This is a genomic window from Rathayibacter sp. AY1A7 (genome assembly GCF_002930845.1).
GTDB lineage: Bacteria > Actinomycetota > Actinomycetes > Actinomycetales > Microbacteriaceae > Rathayibacter.
This window is the reverse complement of sequence record NZ_PSTL01000001.1, coordinates 356,133-374,235: the sequence shown is the minus strand read 5'-3', so window position 1 is coordinate 374,235 and position 18,103 is coordinate 356,133. Positions and strand designations below refer to the sequence as shown.

The window sequence follows — 18,103 nt, the reverse complement described above, 5'->3', positions numbered from 1 at the left end:
CGGCCGCGGTGCGACCCTGCGAGCGGAGGTGAACCCTTCGCTGCTGGTCGAGCGGCCGCGGAGCGGCGTATCGAGAACCGCCGGGGACGAGGTCGGTGCGGATCGCGGGAGCAGAGCTCTCGGGCGGGTCAGAGGCCCCGGGCGGAGACGACGGAGACCATGCGCTCGAGGGCGTACACGGGGTCGCGGGTGGCGCCCTTCACGTTCGCGTCGGCGTCGGCGACCGTCAGGATCGCGGTGCCGAGGCCCTCGCCGGTCCAGCCCTGCAGGTCGCGCCGGGCCCGGTCCACCTGCCACGGAGCGAGGCCCAGACGCGAGGCGACCTGGCCCGAGCCCTCGCGCGAGCCGGCGACCTTCGCCATGGTCCGCAGCTTGCTCGCGAACGCGGCGACGATCGGTACCGGGTCGGCGCCGGAGGCGAGGGCGTGGCGGAGCCCGAGCAGCGCCTCGCCGTGACGGCCCGCGATCGCGGAGTCGGCGACGGTGAAGGCCGTGGTCTCGACGCGGCCGCCGTAGTACTTCGCCACGGTCGCCTCGGTGATCTCGCCGGTGACGTCGGACAGCAGCTGCTGGCACGCCGACGCGAGCTCGTCGAGGTCGTCGGAGAAGGCAGACACCAGGGCTCGGACGGCACCGGTGGTCGCCGTGCGGCCGGCGGTGCGGAACTCGGCGATCGCGAAGTCGACCTTGTCGCTCTCGCGCTTGAGCTCGGCGCAGACGATCTCGATGCCGCCGCCCGTGCCCGAGCGGATGGCGTCGAGGAGCTTCTTGCCCCGGTTGCCGCCGCCGTGGCGGAGCACCAGGGTCGCCCCGTCCGCGGGCGCCGAGAGGTAGTCGAGGGTCTCGAGGAGGAACGCGTCCGTGCACTTCTCGACGTTCGAGACGCGGATGAGGCGGGGCTCGTCGAAGAGGGACGGGCTCGCGAGCGTCAGCAGCTCCCCCGGCGCGTAGCCGCCGGCGTCGATGTCGCTGACCTCGAGGCTCGGATCCTCGGCCCGGAGGAACTCACGGAGGAAGCGCAGCGCGCGGTCGGCGAGGAACTGCTCCGGGCCGGTGATCAGCACGATCGGCGCCGGCCGGGTCTGGTTCCAGGCGAGCTGCGGGATCGCCGCCTTCGAGGGCGCTGCCTTCGCGCGCGCCGGGGCCCTGCCTGCCATGCCGTGTCCTTCCGTGCCGCGCCCGTCCGAGCGCCCTCCACCCTACGGCCCGCTCACGGCGCCCCGAGGCCGCCGCGGGAGCCGTCGCGCCGCTCACCCAGACCGCGATCCCGTCGCTGCGGGACGCGAGCACGACCGTACCCTCGACATCCGACCTCAGCGCCTCGACCCCGCGCTCGGCCAGCAGAGCGAGGAGCGACGGATTCGGATGTCCGTAGTCGTTCTCCGCCCCGACGGAGATCAGCCCGACAATCGCGCCGAGCGCGTCGTAGAGGGCGGGCGACTGGTCGGCGGAGCCGTGATGCGCGACCTTGACGACGTCGACCCGGCCGACCGGCAGCCGGGAGACGCGTCCCTGCTCCTGCTCGCCGAGGTCGCCCAGGAGCGCGACGGAGAGCGGGCCGCCGCGGGCGTCCGGGCCGATGTCGACCCGGAGGGTCACGCTCGCCTCGTTCCCCCGCAGCGCGCTCCGCCGCTCCGGCCACTCGACCCGCCAGCGCAGCGAGCCGAGCGCGCCGCTGTCGCCGCGGACCGCCTCCTGCACGGCGACCCCCGCGCCGGTGAGCGCCGCCCGGTCGCGCTCGTCGTCGCGGCCCGCGGCGGGCCCGACGAGCGCGGCGTCGGTCCGTCCGAGGACGGCCTGGAGCCCGCCGACGTGGTCGAGGTCGTAGTGAGTGAGCACCAGCAGCGGGATCCGGTCCACTCCCATCAGGCGGAGGCAGGCCTCGAGCGGTGCGGGCTCGGGCCCCGTGTCGACGAGCAGCACGCCCGCGTCTCCGCGGAGGAGGACCGCGTCGCCCTGCCCGACGTCGCACATCGCGACACGCCAGTCCTCGGGAACCGAGGCGGCGCGGAGGAGCGGCGTGGCGACGGTGGTGCCGCCGGCGGCGGCGATCGCGCACGCCAGCCCGACGGCGGCGACCCGGCGCACCCGCGCGAGCCGCGGCGACTGCGTGACCAGCACGAGGGCGAGCAGGGTCAGCACGGTGAGCGCGAGCGCTCCTCCCACGCCGGGCCACCAGGCGATCCTCGGGGCGGGCCACGAGTCGACGGCGCGGGCGATCGAGGCGATCCACCAGGCGGGGACGGCGGCGAGCCGGATCGCAGCGTCGGCGGCTCCGGGCCACCAGGGGGCGAGCAGGCAGCCGATGAGCCCGAGCCCGGTCGCGGCGGGTGCCGCGGGCTCGGCGAGCAGGTTGGCGAGCACTCCGTACACCGGCACCGACGGGTCCACGAGCAGCAGCACGGGCTGGCAGGCGAGCTGCGCCGCGGTCGGCACCGCGAGCAGCAGGGCGAGAGGCCGGGGCAGCACTCGACCGAGAGCGCCCGCGATCGGCTCGGCGAGCAGCAGGAGTCCGGCGGTGGCGAGGACGGACAGCACGAAGCCGAGCCTCCCCGCGATCGAGGGGTCGGCGGCCACGAGCACGACGACGGTCGCGAGCAGGGCGGGCACGGCCGCTCCGGAGCGACGCCCGAACCGCGCGAGGAGGACCACCGTCGCCATCACGGCGGCCCGCACCACGCTCGGCTCGGGGGTCACCAGCACCACGAAGCCGGCGAGCAGGGCGAGGGCGGCGACGGTCCGGAGGCGGCGCCCGGCGCCGAGGAGCGCCGCGATCGTCCAGCCGGCGACCACCACCACGGCGCAGTTGGCGCCCGAGACGGCGGTCAGGTGGGTGAGCGACGCGGTGCGCATCGCCTCCTCGAGCCCCGCGTCGAGCGCGGACGTGTCGCCGGTCGCGAGGCCCGGCAGCAGCCCCGCCACGTCGCCGCCGACCAGCGCCGCGCGCTCGAGGAAACGCGAGCGCAGCACCTCCGCGACGGCCGCCGCTCCCCCGGGCCCGCGCCGGTCCTCGACGGACGCCGCCCTCAGCATCGTCGCCTCGCCGACGGGCCCCTCCTGCGCCGCAGCGCGCGCCTCCAGGTCGAGCTCGGCGCCCACCGACAGCCGACCGCCGGGATCGGCGAGCAGCACGCGCACGGGGGCCGCGGTCGACGCGTCTCCCACCCGCAGCGCCGTCGCGTCGAACCACACTCCCCCGGTCGCGAGCGGTCGGGCACCCGTATCGACGCGCACGGTGACCGGGGTGAGGGCGCGATCCTCCTGGGCCTCCCGCAGCGACGCCGGGTGGTCACCGGGCGCCGCGGCGACCACGGAGGTGAGGGCGAGGGCGGCACCCGCGCCCCCGACGAGCACCGCTCCGACCAGCCGCCCGCCGAGGCCGCGCCGGAGCAGGACGCACGCCGCCCCGAGCAGCACCCAGCCCGCGGCGCACCACGAGAGGCCCCCGTCGAGCACTGCCGCGACCGGCAGCATCCCGGCCGCCCACGCGGTGGTCCAGGCGGCCACCGCTGCCGGCAGGAGCCGCAGGTCCGCCGCCCGCACGCTCCTCACGGCGCGACCTGGTCGCGGAACGCGGCAAGCGTCTTCTCGCCGATCCCGGGGACCTCGAGCAGCTGGTCGACGGAGGAGAACGGGCCGTTCGCCTCCCGGTGGGCGACGATCTTCTTCGCGGTCGCCGGGCCGATCTCGGGCAGCTCCTCCAGCTGGGCCGCCGTCGCCGTGCTCAGGCTCAGCACGGATCCGGCGGCGGAGGCTCCTCCTGGAGCGGCCCCGCCCGGAGCCGCTCCCGCCGCGGCCGGCGCCGCTCCCACGGCCGGCACGACGATCTGCTCGCCGTCCACGAGCCTCCGGGCCAGGTTGACCGCCGCGCGCTCCGCCGACTCCTGGAACCCTCCGGCGGCGGCGACCGCGTCCGCCACCCGCGCCTCCGGCGACAGGACGTACAGCCCCGGAGAGGCGACCTCCCCGGCCACGTGCACGTACAGCGACTCGACCACCGCAGCAGCGGGCGCGCTCGTCGACACGGCGGGCTCCAGGACCCGCTCGTGACCGCTCGACCGCGCTCCCGCGAGCAGCACCGCGACCACCGCGGCGCCGATGACGAGCACGACCGCCGCTCCAACTCCCACGCGCCAGCGCGGGCGGGCGCGGCGGGGCCGCAGCAGCGCCGTCAACTGCTCGTCGTCCGTCCCGCTGGTCTCTGGCATCCGCCGACGGTAGGACCCGCGTCACCGCCCGGAGCGGCCGCCGACACCGATCCGGGGACAGCCCGCCGGATCGCCTCCCTGTGGAGGAGAGAGCAGCACCGGCGCAGGACGGACGACGGGGCCCCTCCTGCGAGAGGAGGAGCCCCGTCGGGACGGATCGGCGGCTAGACCGCCTTCGTCACCAGGTTCACCAGGCGCGGCGCCCGCACGATCGCCTTCACGACCTCGCGGCCGACGAGAGCCCGGGCGACGCCGGCCGTGGCCCGCGCCTTCTCCTCGAGCTCGTCGGAGGAGATCTTCGGCGAGACCTCGAGCCGGTCGCGGACCTTGCCGTCGACCTGCAGGATCGCCGTGACCTTCTCCTCGACCAGCAGCGACGGGTCGGCCTTGCGCCACAGCGCGTGCGCGACGGTGCCCTCGTAGCCCAGACGGTGCCACATGTCCTCGGCCGTGTACGGCGCGAACAGGTTGAGAGCCATCGCGACCACCTCGACCGCCTCGCGGACCGCGGGGTCCCCGGCCCCGGCGCCCGAGTCGACGACCTTGCGGGTCGCGTTGACGAGCTCCATCAGCCGCGCGACCACGACGTTGAACTTGAACGCCTCGATCAGCGACGGGGACTCCGCGAGGAAGCGGTGGGTCTGGCGGCGCAGAGCCGCGTCGCCCGACTTCCACTCGACGTCGGGCCTCGAGGTGACGTCCTTCGCCAGGCGCCAGGCGCGGGCGAGGAACTTCGCGCTGCCGCCGGGCGAGACGTCGGCCCAGTCGATGTCGTCCTCGGGCGGGCCGGCGAACGCCATCGTCAGGCGCACGGCGTCGACGCCGAACTCGTCCAGCTGGTCCGAGAGGCGGACGATGTTGCCCTTCGACTTGGACATCGCCGCGCCGTCCATCTGCACCATGCCCTGGTTCAGCAGCGCCGTGAACGGCTCCGTGAACGACACGTAGCCCAGGTCGAACAGCACCTTGGTGATGAAGCGCGCGTACAGCAGGTGCAGGATCGCGTGCGTCACGCCCCCGACGTACTGGTCGACGGGCGCCCACTTCTCGGCGAGCTTCGGATCGAAGGCCTGCGTGTCGTCCTTCGGCGAGAGGAAGCGGAGGAAGTACCACGAGGAGTCGACGAAGGTGTCCATCGTGTCCGGGTCGCGGCGCGCGGGCGAGCCGTCCACCGGGTGCGGCACGTTCACCCAGTCCTCCGCCGCTCCGAGCGGCGACGAGCCCTTCGGCTGCAGGTCGAGGCCGTCGGTGGAGGGCAGGACGACGGGCAGCTGGTCCTCGGGCACCGGCACGAGCTCGCCGTCGGCTCCGTGGATGATCGGGATGGGGGTGCCCCAGTAGCGCTGACGCGAGATCAGCCAGTCGCGCAGGCGGTAGTTCTTGGCCGAGCGGCCGCGGCCGCGCTCCTCGAGCATCCTGATGACGCGCTCGATGGCGGTGCGCTTGGAGAGCCCGTCGAGCGGCCCGGAGTTGATCAGGCGGCCGTCGCCGGTCAGCGCCTCGCCGGTCGTGGCGGGGTCGAGCGAGTACTCCTTCTCGAGCGCGGCCAGCTCCTCCGGGTCCTCCGGGATGACCGGGATCGCCCCGGTGACGGACGCGTTGGTGTCGACGACCACGCGCACGGGCAGGTCGAAGGCGCGGGCGAAGTCGAGGTCGCGCTGGTCGTGCGCGGGCACGGCCATGACGGCTCCGTGGCCGTAGTCCGAGAGGACGTAGTCGGCGGCCCAGATCGGCAGCCGCTCGCCGTTCACGGGGTTCACCGCGTAGCGGCCGAGGAACACGCCGGTCTTGGGGCGGTCGGCGGTCAGGCGCTCGATCTCGCTCGACTTCTGCACCGTCTCGAGGTAGCTGCGGAACGCGTCGCGGATCGCGGGCTCGGAGCCCTCGACCAGCTCGGAGGCGAGGTCGGAGTCGGGCGCGACGACCATGAAGGTCGCCCCGTAGAGCGTGTCGGGGCGCGTGGTGAAGACGGTGACGCGCTCGTCGCGGCCCTCGATCTCGAACTCGACGTCGGCGCCGATGGAGCGGCCGATCCAGTTGCGCTGCATGGCGATGACCTTCGACGGCCAGGAGCCCTCGAGCTGGTTCAGGTCGTCGAGCAGCCGGTCGGCGTAGTCGGTGATCTTGAAGTACCACTGCGTGAGCTTCTTCTTGACCACGACCGCGCCGGAGCGCTCGGAGGTGCCGTCCGCCAGGACCTGCTCGTTCGCCAGGACCGTCTGGTCCACCGGGTCCCAGTTGACCCAGCTGTCCTTGCGGTAGGCGAGGCCCTTCTCGTACATCTTGAGGAACAGCCACTGGTTCCACTTGTAGTACTCGGGGTCGGAGGTGTGCAGCACGCGGTCCCAGTCGAAGGACGCGGCGTAGCGCTTCATCGAGCGCTTCTGCTGCTCGATGTTGTCGTAGGTCCAGGTGACCGGGTTCAGCCCGCGCTTGATGGCGGCGTTCTCGGCGGGCAGGCCGAAGCTGTCCCAGCCGATCGGGTGGAGGACGTTGAAGCCCTGCTGGCGCCAGTAGCGCGCGATCACGTCACCGAGCGCGTACGCCTCGGCGTGGCCCATGTGCAGGTCGCCCGAGGGGTACGGGAACATGTCGAGCACGTACTTGCGGGGGCGCTTGTCGTCGGGGTCGTCCGTCGCGAACGGGCGCGTCTCCTCCCAGATCGGGAGCCACTTCTCCTGGAGCGCTCGGAAGTCGTAGCGCTCCTCGTCGCTCGCGCCGGTCTGCCGGGAGGTGTCTTCTGCCACAGGTGCTTCTCACTTCTGAAGGAGGGGGAGAACGCGCGCGCGTGGGCGGCTGCGTTCGACCATCAACCCTACTGGCCCCGCGCGCACGGCAGACGAACGCGGCGCCCGCTCAGTCCTCGGCGGCGCCCAGCACCGCGAGGAGCGCCCGCGCCTTCAGCCGCGTCTCCTCGACCTCCTCCTCCGGCACCGAGAGCGCGGTGATGCCGCCGCCGGTTCCCAGGCGGGCGCGCTCGCCGTCGAGCACGAGGGTGCGGATGGTCATCGCGAGGTCCAGCGAGCCGTCCGAGCCCAGGCGGCCGAAGGCGCCGGAGTAGACGCCGCGGGGACCGCCCTCCCACTCCCGCAGCAGCTCCACGGCCCGGCGCTTGGGCGCTCCCGCCATCGAGCCGGCCGGGAAGAGGGCCGCGATCAGCTCGGCGATCCCGACGCCCGGCGCGCGGCGGGCCGAGACCTCGCTGACCAGCTGGTGGACGTGCGGGTAGCTCTCCACCTCGAGCAGGCGGTCGACGACGACGGAGCCGGGGGCGGCGATCCGGGCGAGGTCGTTGCGGACGAGGTCCACGATCATCACGTTCTCGGCCCGCTCCTTCACGCTCGACACGAGCTCGTCCCGGAGCGCGCGGTCCTCGTCGGCGTCCCGGCCCCGGGGGCGCGTGCCCTTGATGGGATGCGTGGCGACGCGTCCATCGGCCCCGCCGGTGAGGAACCGCTCGGGCGAGGCGCTGACGAGCGCGAGCGGGCCGAGGCGGATCAGCCCGCCGTGATGGCTCGGGCTGGAGCGGCGGAGGCGACGGTACGCCTCGACGGGATCGAACCGGCCCTCGACGACGATCTCGTCGGTGAGGCAGAGCTGGTAGGCGTCGCCCGCGCGGATGGCCTCCTGGCAGCGGCCGATCAGCGCCGTGTACTCGGCGGCGGAGTGGCGGCGGACCGGGTCGCCGGCGGGCTCGGGATCCGCGGGGTCCGCGGGTGCGGGCGCGCCGACGAGCTCGAGCAGGCGCGCGGTGAGGTCCTGCGCGTCGCCCGTGGCGACCAGGCGGACGGTCCGGGCCCCGTGGTCGAACTCGAGCACGGGGTCGCCTCGGAGCAGGGCGAGGGCGGGCGGATCCGCGGGGCCGGCCGGCGCCGTCGGCAGGGAGACGAAGGCGGCTCCCGCCTCGTAGGAGATCCAGCCGTAGCGGCCGAGCGCGCGGTCGCCCGCGGGGGCCTCGTCGTCGACCGCGGCGAGCGCCGCCGCCACGTCGCCGCCGGCCTCGACGAGGAGCACGTCCTCGCGGGCGCACGCCCCGAGGTAGGAGCGGCCGCTCGTCGCTCCGAGGCCCGAGTCGAGCCAGAACGACGCCTCGGCCGTGGCGAACAGGGCGTGGTGCGCGAGCTCCGGATCGACCCAGGGCAGCTCGATCGAGCGGACGTGCCGATCCTCCGAGACCACTGGGCTAGCGTAGGCGGTCGTGGACGGCGAGCAGGTTCGGGAGTGGGACGGGAGGGCCCTGACGAGCGTTCCCGAGCCGCCCGGCACCTCCCTGGACGCGGCCGACTCCTGGCTGGTGGACGAGGGACGCGTCCGCGGGCTCGACCTGCACCGCGAGCGGTTCGCCGCCTCCGTCGCTTCGGCGGACGGGCACCCGGACGTCGAGCCGTTCCTCCACGCCGCGATCGCCGCCCTGCCCCGCGAGGGCCGGTCCTTCCCCCGCGTCGAGCTCTCGGGAGGCGCCCTGCGGCTCCGACTGCGATCCGCCCCGCCGACGTCCCGCTCCGTGGTGCTGTGGACGAGCCCCGTGGATCCGCGCCGGACACCCTCCTGGAAGGGGCCGGACATCGCGCGTCTTGCCCTCCTCCGCACGCGCGCGCACGCCGCGGGAGCGGACGAGGCCGTGCTGCTCGACGCCGACGGCGCCGTCATCGACGGAGCGAGCAGCGCGATCCTGTGGTGGCTGGGCGATGCGCTGGTCGTCCCTCCGGCGACGAGCACCCGCGTGCGCAGCGTGACGGCTCGGACCGTCTCGGTGCTCGCCGGCGCGCTCGGCGTGGACGTGATCGAGGCCCCGGCCGAGCCGGAGTCGCTCGAGGGCCGTGAGGTCTGGACGGCCAACGCCCTGCACGGTCTGCGGCTGGCGACCGCCTGGGCGGACGGACCGGCGCTCGCCGCGGAGCCGGGCCGCCTGGACGCCTGGCGGAAGCGGCTGGACGCTCTCAGGCGGCCTCTCCCGGCGCTCTGACCCGCGGAGGACCTCAGCTCCCGCGCGTCCCCCAGACGGAGGGCCCCCGTTCCGGTCGCAGTCGTGCGTCCGCCGTGCGAGCATCGAGTACCCCCTCTTCCGGCCCCCGCCGGCCACTCGAGAAAGTCCTGCGATGACGCGTTCCCCCTCCCCCCGCCCCCTCGCCTCCGGGCTGATCGCGCTCGTCGCGACCGGTGCCCTGCTCTTCGGCGCGACCCCGGCCCTCGCCGCGGAGAACCCGCAGAAGCCCCTGTCCTCCTCCGAGGAGGCGCCGACCGGCCTCGCTCCCGCGAGCGAGTCGCCCGAGGCCGCCCAGCAGACCGCCCGCGCGGCCGTCAGCTACTACAACGCCCTCGTCGGCGGCGAGGAGCTGGCCGCCGGACAGCGGATCGTCTCGGGCACGAACGGCTACTCGTTCCGGATGCAGACCGACGGCAACGCGGTGGTCTACGACCCGCAGGGCCGCCCCACCTTCGCGACGAACACCCAGGGCCGCGGCGACCACCTGGTCATGCAGACCGACGGCAACATGGTCGTCTACTCCGCCAAGGGCGGCCCCGTGTGGAGCACGAACACGATCAACGAGGCGGGCGCCTCGGTGATCATGCAGCCCGACGGCAACCTCGTCGTCTACCGCGAGAACGGCTCGCCCGCCTGGGCGAGCAGCGTCCGCCGCGTCATCGCCGAGCCGGTGACCGACACGCTGTTCACGGAGCAGACCCTCCGCCCCGTCCACCAGCTCACCTCCGCCGACGGCCGCTTCAGCGCCGTCATGCAGAACGACGGCAACTTCGTCGGCTACGGCCCCCAGGGCGCCGTCTGGGGCACCGGCACCGGCGGCTCCGGCAACCGCATCACCATGCAGAAGGACGGCAACGCCGTCGTCTACGGCTCCGACGGCTCCGTCAAGTGGTTCTCGGGCACGCGCGGCAAGGACCTCCGCCTGGGCATCAACAACGCCGGCTCGCTGATCATCGTGAACCCGTCCGACGACGTGATCTGGACCAGCCAGGCCGCCTTCCCCTCGACCACGCTCTACGCGGCGAACTCGCTCGAGGCGGGCAGCTTCCTCCGCTCGGCGAACGGCGTCTACCGAGCGGTGATGCAGGCGGACGGCAACTTCGTCGTCTACGGCAAGAACGGCCCGATCTGGGCGTCGAAGACCACCCGCGCAGGCGGCTTCTTCGCCCTCGACACCAGCGGGCAGATCGCTGTGGGCACCGAGACGACGAGCGGATGGTCGGTCGTCCCGCCCGCCGCGTCGGTCGGCCCCTACAAGCTCGTCATGCAGGACGACGGCAACCTCGTCGAGTACGACAGCCGCCGCGCGGTCTGGGCCAGCCGCGGCTGACGCCCCTCCGCCACGACGCCCCCTGGTCCCCGGACCGGGGGGCGTCGTCGTCTCCCCCGCCGTGGGACGATTCCCCGACCCAGCCGCCCTCCCCGACAGGACCCCTGCGATGACGCACCTCCCCTCCGGCCGCTCCCTGACCGCCTCCCTCGCGGCGCTCGCCGCCACGGGCGCGCTCCTGCTGGGCTCGCTGCCCGCCGCCGCGGTCGAGGCCCCGCCCTCGGCGTCCTCCGCCGTCGCCTCCGCCGCGGTCCTCCGTGCCGGCGAGCAGCTCGCGCGCGGCGAGCGCCTGGTGTCCCCCGACGGCGCCTCCTCCCTCGTGATGCAGACCGACGGCAACGCCGTGGTCTACGCCGCCGGCGGCCGTCCCACCTGGGCCTCGGGCACGCAGGGGCGCGGCGACAGCCTGCGGATGCAGGACGACGGCAACCTCGTCGTGTACGCCGCGGACGGGCGCCCGGTCTGGGCGAGCGGCACGGTGGCCGACCCCGGCGGCGAGCTGCGGATGCAGGACGACGGCAATCTCGTCATCTACCGCCGCAGCGGCTCGGCCGCCTGGGCCAGCAGCATCGGCGGCCGGATCGACGAGCCGCGCACCGACACCCTCCGCCGCGGCAGCACCCTCTACGCGGGGAACCGGCTCGCCACCCCGGGAGGCACCACGGCGGTGATGCAGGCGAACGGCAACCTCGTCGTCTACGGGCAGGGCGGGGCTCTCTGGGCGAGCGGCACCCGCGGCCGGGGCAACGTCCTCCGGATGCAGGACGACGGGAACGCCGTGGTCTACACCGCGGACGGCGCGCCCGTCTGGGCCTCGGACACGTCCGGCGAGCCGGGCGCCACGATGGTCCTCCGCGAGGGCGATCTCCGGATCGCGGACGACTCCGGCGTCCTCTGGAGCAGTGCTGCGCTCGTCGTGCGCGACTCGCTCTCCCCGAGCGGCCTCGTCGTCGCGGGCACGCGGCTGACCTCGGCGAGCGGGCAGTGGCGGGCCGAGATGCAGCGCGACGGCAACTTCGTCGTCTACGGGCCGAACGGCGCGGACTGGGCGACGAACACCTCCTCCGCCTCCGGCGCCGCCTTCTCGATGAGCTCCGAGGGCCGGCTCGACGTGGCCGACTCCCGGATCCTCTGGCTGCGGTTCCCGAGGATCTCCTTCGGCATCGGCCAGAGCGGCGTCGTCGCGCCCTACCGCCTCGTGCTGCAGGACGACGGCCGCCTCGTCGAGTACGACGGCATCGGACGGGCCGTCTGGGCCAGCAGGGGCTGACGCGCGACGCATGATGGAGGGGTGAGCGACCCCGGCGACTTCATCCGCTCGGCCCTGGAGTACGAGGGCGACGTCTGGCGCGCGCAGGACGTGCGCGAGCGCCTGGGATCAGGGCTCGACTCGACGGGCGCCTCGGTCGGGGCGGTCCGCGGCACCGTCCGCGACGCGCTGAGGAAGTTCCGCTCGCTCGAGCACGACGACGTGACCGCCCTCTCCTCCGAGCTGTGGGAGCAGGCGGTGTTCGAGCCGCGGCTGGCGGCCGTCGTGCTGCTGCAGTCCCGAGCCGAGTGGCTGCGCGGCTCCGACCTCACCCGGCTCGAGGGCTTCGTCCGCGACTCCCGCGTGGACGAGCTGAGCGACCCGCTGGCCCGCGACGTCGTCGCTCCGCTCCTGGCCGGGCTGCGCGGTGCGGCGCGGACCCGGGCGGACGCGGTCCTCGACCGCTGGGAGGCGGAGGGCGGGCGCCTGGCGCGCGCGGCCTCCCTGGCGCGGGCCTCGGTCCGGACGGAGCACGGCTGAACGGCCGCTCGGACCGACCGCCCCGCGGAGCCGGACGCCTGCTCAGGCGGCCCGGTACTCCTGAGCCGCCGTGCCGTCCGCCACCCGGATCCGCGTGTCGAACTCCAGGCCCGGATCGACCCGGTGCGCGATCAGGACCACCGTCCGCCCCTCGGCGGCGCGGAGCAGATCCCCGAGCAGGGCGTCGGCCACGGGAGCGTCCACCGACGCCGTCGGCTCGTCCAGCACCAGGACGCGGAAATCGGCCAGGAGTGCGCGTGCGAGGGCGATCCGCTGAGCCTGGCCGCCCGAGACGAGCGAGCCCCGTTCCCCCACCCGCGCGTCGAGCCCGCCGCGTGCAGCGACCCAGGACCCGAGCCCGACCCGCTCGAGCACCGCCTCGAGCACGGCGCCATCGGCCTCGGGCCGCGCGAAGAGGAGGTTCTGCCGGATCGTGTCGTCGAAGAGGTACGGCTGCTGCTCCACGAGTCCGACCCGCTTCCGCACCTCCGCCTGCGGCAGCGTCCGCGCCTCGACCCCGCCCAGGAGGTAGCTGCCGGAGTGGTCGAGGAAGCGCACCAGAGCGTGCGCGAGCGTCGTCTTCCCGGAGCCGCTGCCGCCGGTGACGAGGACGCGCGCACCCTCCGGCAGGTCGAGCGAGACGCCCCGCAGCGCGGGCGTGTGCGCGCCGGGCCAGCTCACCGACAGGTCGCGCAGGACGATGCCGGCGCCCCGGGGAGCCGGGGCGTCCGGGTCCACGTCCGCGTCGGTCGCGAGCGCCGGCGACGCCGCCTCGGCGTCCAGATCAGCCAGGCGCTGAGCGCTCGAGAGCGCGGTGCGCGCCGCCTGCACGGCGAGCGGCGCGGCGGCGGCGACCTCGAACACCGCGAGCGGCACGAGCGCGACGACTCCCAGCGCCGGACCGCCGAGGTCGCCGATCACCGGGATCCCGAGCGCGAGGCCCGCCCAGACCGCACCACCCGAGCAGAGGGCGAGGACGGCCGCGGCCAGTCCGGCGGAGGCCGCCCGTCGACGCGCCGCCCGGGCGAGCGACTCCTCCGCGCGTGCCACGTCCGCCAGAGCGTCACCCGCGGCATCGAAGGCGATGAGCACGTCGAGGCGGGTGACCAGCAGGTTGAGGCGCTCGGCCAGCTCCCCGCGCAACGGCGCCAGCTCGCGGTCCGCCTGCGCGGAGAGCCGGCCGGCGCCCAGAGCCCCGCCGGCGAAGGCGAGGACGAGCAGCGCCAGCAGCACGGCGCCCATCGCCGGCAGCAGCAGCCAGACGCCGACCACGGAGACCGCAGCGACCAGCGCCGCGACGACCAGCGGCTGCACGACGCGCAGCGGCACGTCCTGCTGGGCGTCGACGTCCGCCACCACCCGGGAGACCAGGTCGCCACGGCGCACGCGGCCCAGCCCGTCCGGCGCGACCGGCACCAGGCGCTCGTAGACGCCCGCCCGGAGCTCCGCGAGCGCGCGGAAGGCGGCGTCGTGGCCGGTCAGTCGCTCGAGGTAGCGGAAGAAGGCCCGCGCCAGCGCGAAGGCCCGCACGCCCACGACGGCCATGGAGAGGAACAGGATCGGCGGCTGCTCGGCCGCGCGGACGATCAGCCAGGCCGAGCAGGCCAGCAGCGCCACGACGGCGGAGGAGGAGAGCAGCCCGAAGGACAGACCCGGCAGGAAGCGGCGCGGCCCGGGCATCGCGGCGCGGAGGACGTCGGAGCGGTTCACCTCACGACCGCCCCCGCCGGCGCCAGGGCGATCACGGCGTCGGCCGCCGCGACGGTCGCGGGCCGGTGGCTCGCGACGACGACGATCGTCCCGCTCTCCGCCAGCGTCCTGAGTCCGGCGAGCAGCGCCCGCTCGGACTCGTCGTCGAGGGCGGCGGTCGGCTCGTCCAGGGCCAGCACCGCGCACCCGCGCTCGAGCAGGCGGTGCACAGCGCGGGCGACGGCGACACGGGCGCTCTGCCCGCCCGAGAGGCCCGTCCCCTCGGCGTCGAGCCGGCGCTCGGGGTCCACGTCGACGGCGGCGATCGCCAGGGCCCGCCGCACGCGCTCGGGGTCCGGCGAGAGTGCTCCGAGCCCGACGGCGGAGGCGACGCTCCCCGGGAGAAGGTCGGGCCGCTGGCCCGCCCAGGCGAGCGTCGACCGCAGATCCGCGACCGGCGACCCGCCGAGCAGCAGCGTGCCCGAGAAGGGCACGAAGCCCGCGAGCGCGGCGATCAGCGTCGACTTCCCCGACCCGCTGGGCCCGGTCACCACGGTGATCGACCCGACGGGGAGCACCGCGTCGACAGGAGCGAGCGTCCGCCCGCGTCCGTCGTCGACCGCGAGACCCCGCAGCTCGAGCGCCCCCGTCGCCGCCGGGGCCTTCCCGCGAGCGGGCAGGGCCGCCGCGCGCTCGAGGACGGCGAAGGCGCGGTCCGCCGCCTGCACCCCGTCCGCCGCCGCATGGAACTCGGCACCGACCTGGCGCACCGGCAGGAACACGTCCGGCGCCAGCACCAGGACGAACAGCCCGACGGCCAGCCCCAGCGAGCCGTCGACGAGCCGCAGCCCGATCGAGACGGCGACCAGTGCGACCGAGAGCGAGCCGGCGAGCTCCAGCACGAAGCCGCTGACGAAGGTCACCCGCAGCACCTTCATCGTGTGCACGCGGTAGTCCTCGGTCAGCGCGCGGATCCGCGTCGCCTGCCGCTCGGCCCGCCCGAAGATCTTGAGCGTCGCGAGGCCGCCGACGGTGTCGACGAAGCCGGACGCGAGCGCCTGCAGCCGCTCCCACTGCCGCGCCTGCACGACCTGAGTCGCCCAGCCGATCAGCACCATGAACACCGGGATGAGCGGCAGGGTCACCACCAGGAACACCGCGCTGAGCGGATCGGCGAGGAAGACCACGAGCGTCAGGAGCGGCGTCGCCACCGCGGTGGCGATCAGCTGCGGGAGGTAGCGGGCGAAGTAGCCGTCGAGGGAGTCCAGTCCGCCGCCCAGCAGCGCGACGACCCCGCCCGAGCCCCCTTCGGAGCGGCCCGCCGGGCCGAGCTCGACCAGTGCGGCGAGGACCGCCTGCCGCAGCTGCGCCTTCGCTCCTGCTCCTCCGCGCACCGCGTTCACCTCGGTCGCCCAGGCGAGAGCCGCCCGCGCCGCGACGACCGCGAGCAGGGCGGCCAGCAGCGGCGCGAGATCGTCGGCGCTCCTCCCGTCGACCGCACCGGCCACCAGCTGCGCCACGAGCCACGCGAAGGCGACGATCGCCAGGGTCCTCGCCAGCGCGAGCACCCCGCCGAGCAGGAGGAACACGCGGGCCGCCCGGGCGTAGCGGAGCAGGCGCGGATCGAGGGGCTTCACGTCAGTGGGCGTCGACCGGGATGTGCGCGCGGCTGATGCGCTTGCGGAAGATCCAGTAGGTCCAGGCCTGGTAGCCGACGATGAGCGGCACGAACACCAGGGCGGTCCAACTCATGACCGTCAGCGTATAGGGCGTGCTGGAGGCGTTCTCGATCGTCAGCCCGTAGGCGGGGACGTTCGAGGCCGGCATCACCGCGGGGAACAGCGTCGCGAAGAGGGCGAGCACGGCGAGCGCGATGGTGCCGGCCAGCAGCGCGAAGGCGCGTCCCTCCCGGCCCCGCGTGATCGCGAGCCAGCCGCCGACGAGGGTCGCGGCCGCGCCCGCCGAGAGCGCCCAGGAGGCGGTGCTCCCCTGGCCGAGGTTGGTCCAGGCCAGGAAGACCGCGGCGACGACCACGGTGAGCAGCCCCGCGCGGGTCGCCAGGCGGCGCGCACGCTCGCGGATCTCCCCCTCCGTCTTCAGGGCGACGAAGACGACTCCGTGCGTGAAGAACAGCAGGAGGGTCGTCGCTCCACCCAGCAGGGCGTAGGGGTTCAGCAGGTCCAGGACGGTGCCGGTGAAGTTGTGGTCGGCGTCCATCGGGACGCCCTGCACGATGTTCGCGAAGGCCACGCCCCAGAGGAAGGCGGGCACCGCGGAGCCGACGACGATCATCGTGTCGAAGCGCCGCTTCCACTGCGCCTCCGGACGCTGGTGCCGGTACTCGAACGAGACGCCGCGGGCGATCAGCGCGAGCAGGATGAGCAGAAGCGGCAGGTAGAACCCGCTGAAGAGCGTGGCGTACCACTCCGGGAACGCGGCGAACAGGGCGGCGCCGGCGACGATCACCCACGTCTCGTTGAGGTCCCACACCGGGCCGATCGTGTTGATCAGCACGCGGCGGTCGGTGTCGTCGCGCCCGAGGAACGGGAGCGACATGCCGACGCCGAAGTCGAACCCGTCGAGGACGAAGTAGCCGATGAAGAAGAACGCGACGATCCAGAACCAGAGAACGGCGAGATCCATGAGGGGTGCCTCCTAGTAGACGGTGCCGACGAGCTGCGGGCGACCGCTCTCCTCGTCGACCTCGGGAGCGTCGTCGGGGCCGGCCTGCGCGGCCCGCTTGATCAGGCGGAACTCGACCACGGCGAGCGTGCCGTAGATCGCGGTGAAGGCGAGCAGCGAGATCAGGACCTCGAGGCCGCTCACTCCGGGCGAGACTCCGTCGGCGGTCTTCAGCAGTCCGAACACGAGCCACGGCTGGCGGCCCATCTCGGTGAAGACCCAGCCCACGATCATCGCCATCAGCGGCAGCGGGGCGGCCCAGATCGCGACCTTCCACATCCACTGCTTAGGCTCGCGGCCCTTCCGGGTGAACCAGAGGCCGGCCGCGGCCACGCCGATGGCCAGGACGCCGAGCGCCATCATCCAGCGGAACGACCAGTAGGTGACCCAGATGATCGGCGTGTAGTCGCCGGGTCCGTAGACCTGGGTGTACTGCGCCTGGAGGTCGTTGATGCCCTCGACCGTGCCGGTGAAGGTGTGCGTCGAGAGGAAGGAGAGCAGGTAGGGGATGCGGATCGAGAACAGCTCGCTCGAGCCGTCCGGCGTGCCCCAGGTGAAGACGGAGAAGGAGGCGTCGACGCCCGTGGAGGTCCTGTAGAGCGCCTCCGCGGCCGCCATCTTCATCGGCTGCGTGTCGACCATCGCGAGGCCGAGTGAGTCGCCGGTGAACAGGGTCAGGCCGCCGCTGACGAGCATCATCCAGGCGCCGAACCTCAGCGCCGGGCGCATGGTCTCGAGGTGCTGGTTCCGCGAGAGGTGGTAGGCCGCGACGCTGATGATGACGGCGGCCGAGACCATGAAGCAGGCGAAGATCGTGTGCGGGAACGCGGCGAGCGCGACCTTGTTGGTGAGGAGCGCCCAGATGTCGGTGAGCTCCGCGCGGCCCTTGGTCTCGTTGATGCGGAAGCCGACCGGGTTCTGCATGAACGCGTTCGCGGCGATGATGAAGTAGGCCGAGAGCGTGGTGCCCAGCGTGGTCAGCCAGATGGTGGCCAGGTGCAGCTTCTCGGGCAGCTTGTCCCAGCCGAAGATCCAGAGGCCGATGAAGGTGGCCTCGAGGAAGAAGGCGAGCAGGCCCTCGAACGCCAGCGGGGCCCCGAAGACGTCGCCGACGAAGCGGGAGTAGTCGCTCCAGTTCATCCCGAACTGGAACTCCTGGACGATCCCGGTCACGACGCCCATCGCGAAGTTGATCAGGAAGAGCTTCCCGAAGAACTTCGTCAGCTGCAGGTAGTGCACCTTCCCGGTGCGCACCCAGCAGGTCTGGAAGATCGCGACGGTGAGCGCCATGCCGATCGTGAGCGGCACGAACAGGAAGTGGTAGATCGTCGTCAGACCGAACTGCCATCTCGACAGCAGGAGCGGATCCAGGAGTTCGTTCACAGCTCCGAGAGTAGGTCGGGGGAAGGGGTCCGACG

Annotated in this window: 13 protein-coding genes; 4 read left to right on the top strand and 9 right to left on the bottom strand. The window is 73.9% G+C overall.

Going from position 1 to position 18,103, the window contains the following annotated elements; all coding sequences use genetic code 11:
- Positions 1-128: 128 nt before the first annotated feature.
- From holA to C5B95_RS01610, 5 genes are all read right to left on the bottom strand, one after another.
- Positions 129-1,106, bottom strand: a complete 978-nt coding sequence (gene holA, locus C5B95_RS17760) for a DNA polymerase III subunit delta (protein ID WP_258059737.1) — start codon at positions 1,104-1,106, stop codon at positions 129-131.
- The gene (locus tag C5B95_RS01625) at positions 1,006-3,552 is read right to left on the bottom strand and encodes a ComEC/Rec2 family competence protein (RefSeq protein ID WP_146076473.1); all 2,547 of its coding nucleotides are present in this window, start codon (positions 3,550-3,552) and stop codon (positions 1,006-1,008) included. Before C5B95_RS01625 ends, holA begins: the two co-directional genes overlap by 101 nt.
- Entirely contained in the window at positions 3,549-4,208 is a 660-nt protein-coding gene (locus C5B95_RS01620) for a ComEA family DNA-binding protein (RefSeq protein ID WP_104348325.1), read from the bottom strand. The genes C5B95_RS01625 and C5B95_RS01620 overlap by 4 nt, the downstream gene beginning before the upstream one ends.
- Positions 4,209-4,372: 164 nt before the next feature.
- Complete coding sequence (leuS, locus tag C5B95_RS01615) at positions 4,373-6,955, bottom strand: leucine--tRNA ligase (protein WP_104225642.1); 2,583 nt, start codon at positions 6,953-6,955, stop codon at positions 4,373-4,375.
- Between the two features lie 109 nt (positions 6,956-7,064).
- On the bottom strand, positions 7,065-8,387 hold the full coding sequence (locus tag C5B95_RS01610) for an anthranilate synthase component I family protein (protein ID WP_104348324.1): 1,323 nt from the start codon (positions 8,385-8,387) through the stop codon (positions 7,065-7,067).
- A gap of 19 nt (positions 8,388-8,406) precedes the next feature.
- Here C5B95_RS01610 and C5B95_RS01605 point away from each other — a divergent pair, with 19 nt between their 5' ends.
- The 4 genes from C5B95_RS01605 (at position 8,407) to C5B95_RS01590 (ending at position 12,314) form a co-directional block, all read left to right on the top strand.
- On the top strand, positions 8,407-9,174 hold the full coding sequence (locus C5B95_RS01605) for an aminotransferase class IV (RefSeq protein ID WP_258059732.1): 768 nt from the start codon (positions 8,407-8,409) through the stop codon (positions 9,172-9,174).
- 133 nt (positions 9,175-9,307) lie between these two features.
- Positions 9,308-10,525, top strand: a complete 1,218-nt coding sequence (locus C5B95_RS01600) for a hypothetical protein (RefSeq protein ID WP_104346321.1) — start codon at positions 9,308-9,310, stop codon at positions 10,523-10,525.
- 109 nt (positions 10,526-10,634) lie between these two features.
- On the top strand, positions 10,635-11,795 hold the full coding sequence (locus C5B95_RS01595) for a hypothetical protein (protein WP_104348323.1): 1,161 nt from the start codon (positions 10,635-10,637) through the stop codon (positions 11,793-11,795).
- Positions 11,796-11,816: 21 nt separating this feature from the next.
- Positions 11,817-12,314: a DNA alkylation repair protein gene (locus C5B95_RS01590; RefSeq protein ID WP_104225639.1), complete on the top strand. Its 498-nt coding sequence runs from the start codon at positions 11,817-11,819 to the stop codon at positions 12,312-12,314.
- A 42-nt stretch (positions 12,315-12,356) separates the two neighbouring features.
- Here C5B95_RS01590 and cydC read toward each other — a convergent pair whose 3' ends face one another.
- From cydC to C5B95_RS01570, 4 genes are read right to left on the bottom strand one after another with little or no spacing between them, the layout of a single operon-like run.
- Positions 12,357-14,024, bottom strand: a complete 1,668-nt coding sequence (cydC, locus tag C5B95_RS01585; RefSeq protein ID WP_104348322.1) for a thiol reductant ABC exporter subunit CydC — start codon at positions 14,022-14,024, stop codon at positions 12,357-12,359.
- Positions 14,021-15,640, bottom strand: a complete 1,620-nt coding sequence (gene cydD / locus C5B95_RS01580; protein ID WP_104348321.1) for a thiol reductant ABC exporter subunit CydD — start codon at positions 15,638-15,640, stop codon at positions 14,021-14,023. Before cydD ends, cydC begins: the two co-directional genes overlap by 4 nt.
- Before the next feature lies 1 nt (position 15,641).
- Complete coding sequence (cydB, locus tag C5B95_RS01575) at positions 15,642-16,646, bottom strand: cytochrome d ubiquinol oxidase subunit II (RefSeq protein ID WP_104263596.1); 1,005 nt, start codon at positions 16,644-16,646, stop codon at positions 15,642-15,644.
- A 12-nt stretch (positions 16,647-16,658) separates the two neighbouring features.
- Positions 16,659-18,068: a cytochrome ubiquinol oxidase subunit I gene (locus C5B95_RS01570; protein WP_104233758.1), complete on the bottom strand. Its 1,410-nt coding sequence runs from the start codon at positions 18,066-18,068 to the stop codon at positions 16,659-16,661.
- Between the last annotated feature and the right edge of the window lie 35 nt (positions 18,069-18,103).

Coding starts and splice junctions, on each gene's coding strand:
- C5B95_RS01600 (WP_104346321.1), top strand. CDS start 9,308: ATGACGCGTTCCCCCTCCCCCCGCCCCCTCGCCTCCGGGCTGATCGCG.
- C5B95_RS01595 (WP_104348323.1), top strand. CDS start 10,635: ATGACGCACCTCCCCTCCGGCCGCTCCCTGACCGCCTCCCTCGCGGCG.
- C5B95_RS01620 (WP_104348325.1), bottom strand. CDS start 4,208: ATGCCAGAGACCAGCGGGACGGACGACGAGCAGTTGACGGCGCTGCTG.
- cydB (WP_104263596.1), bottom strand. CDS start 16,646: ATGGATCTCGCCGTTCTCTGGTTCTGGATCGTCGCGTTCTTCTTCATC.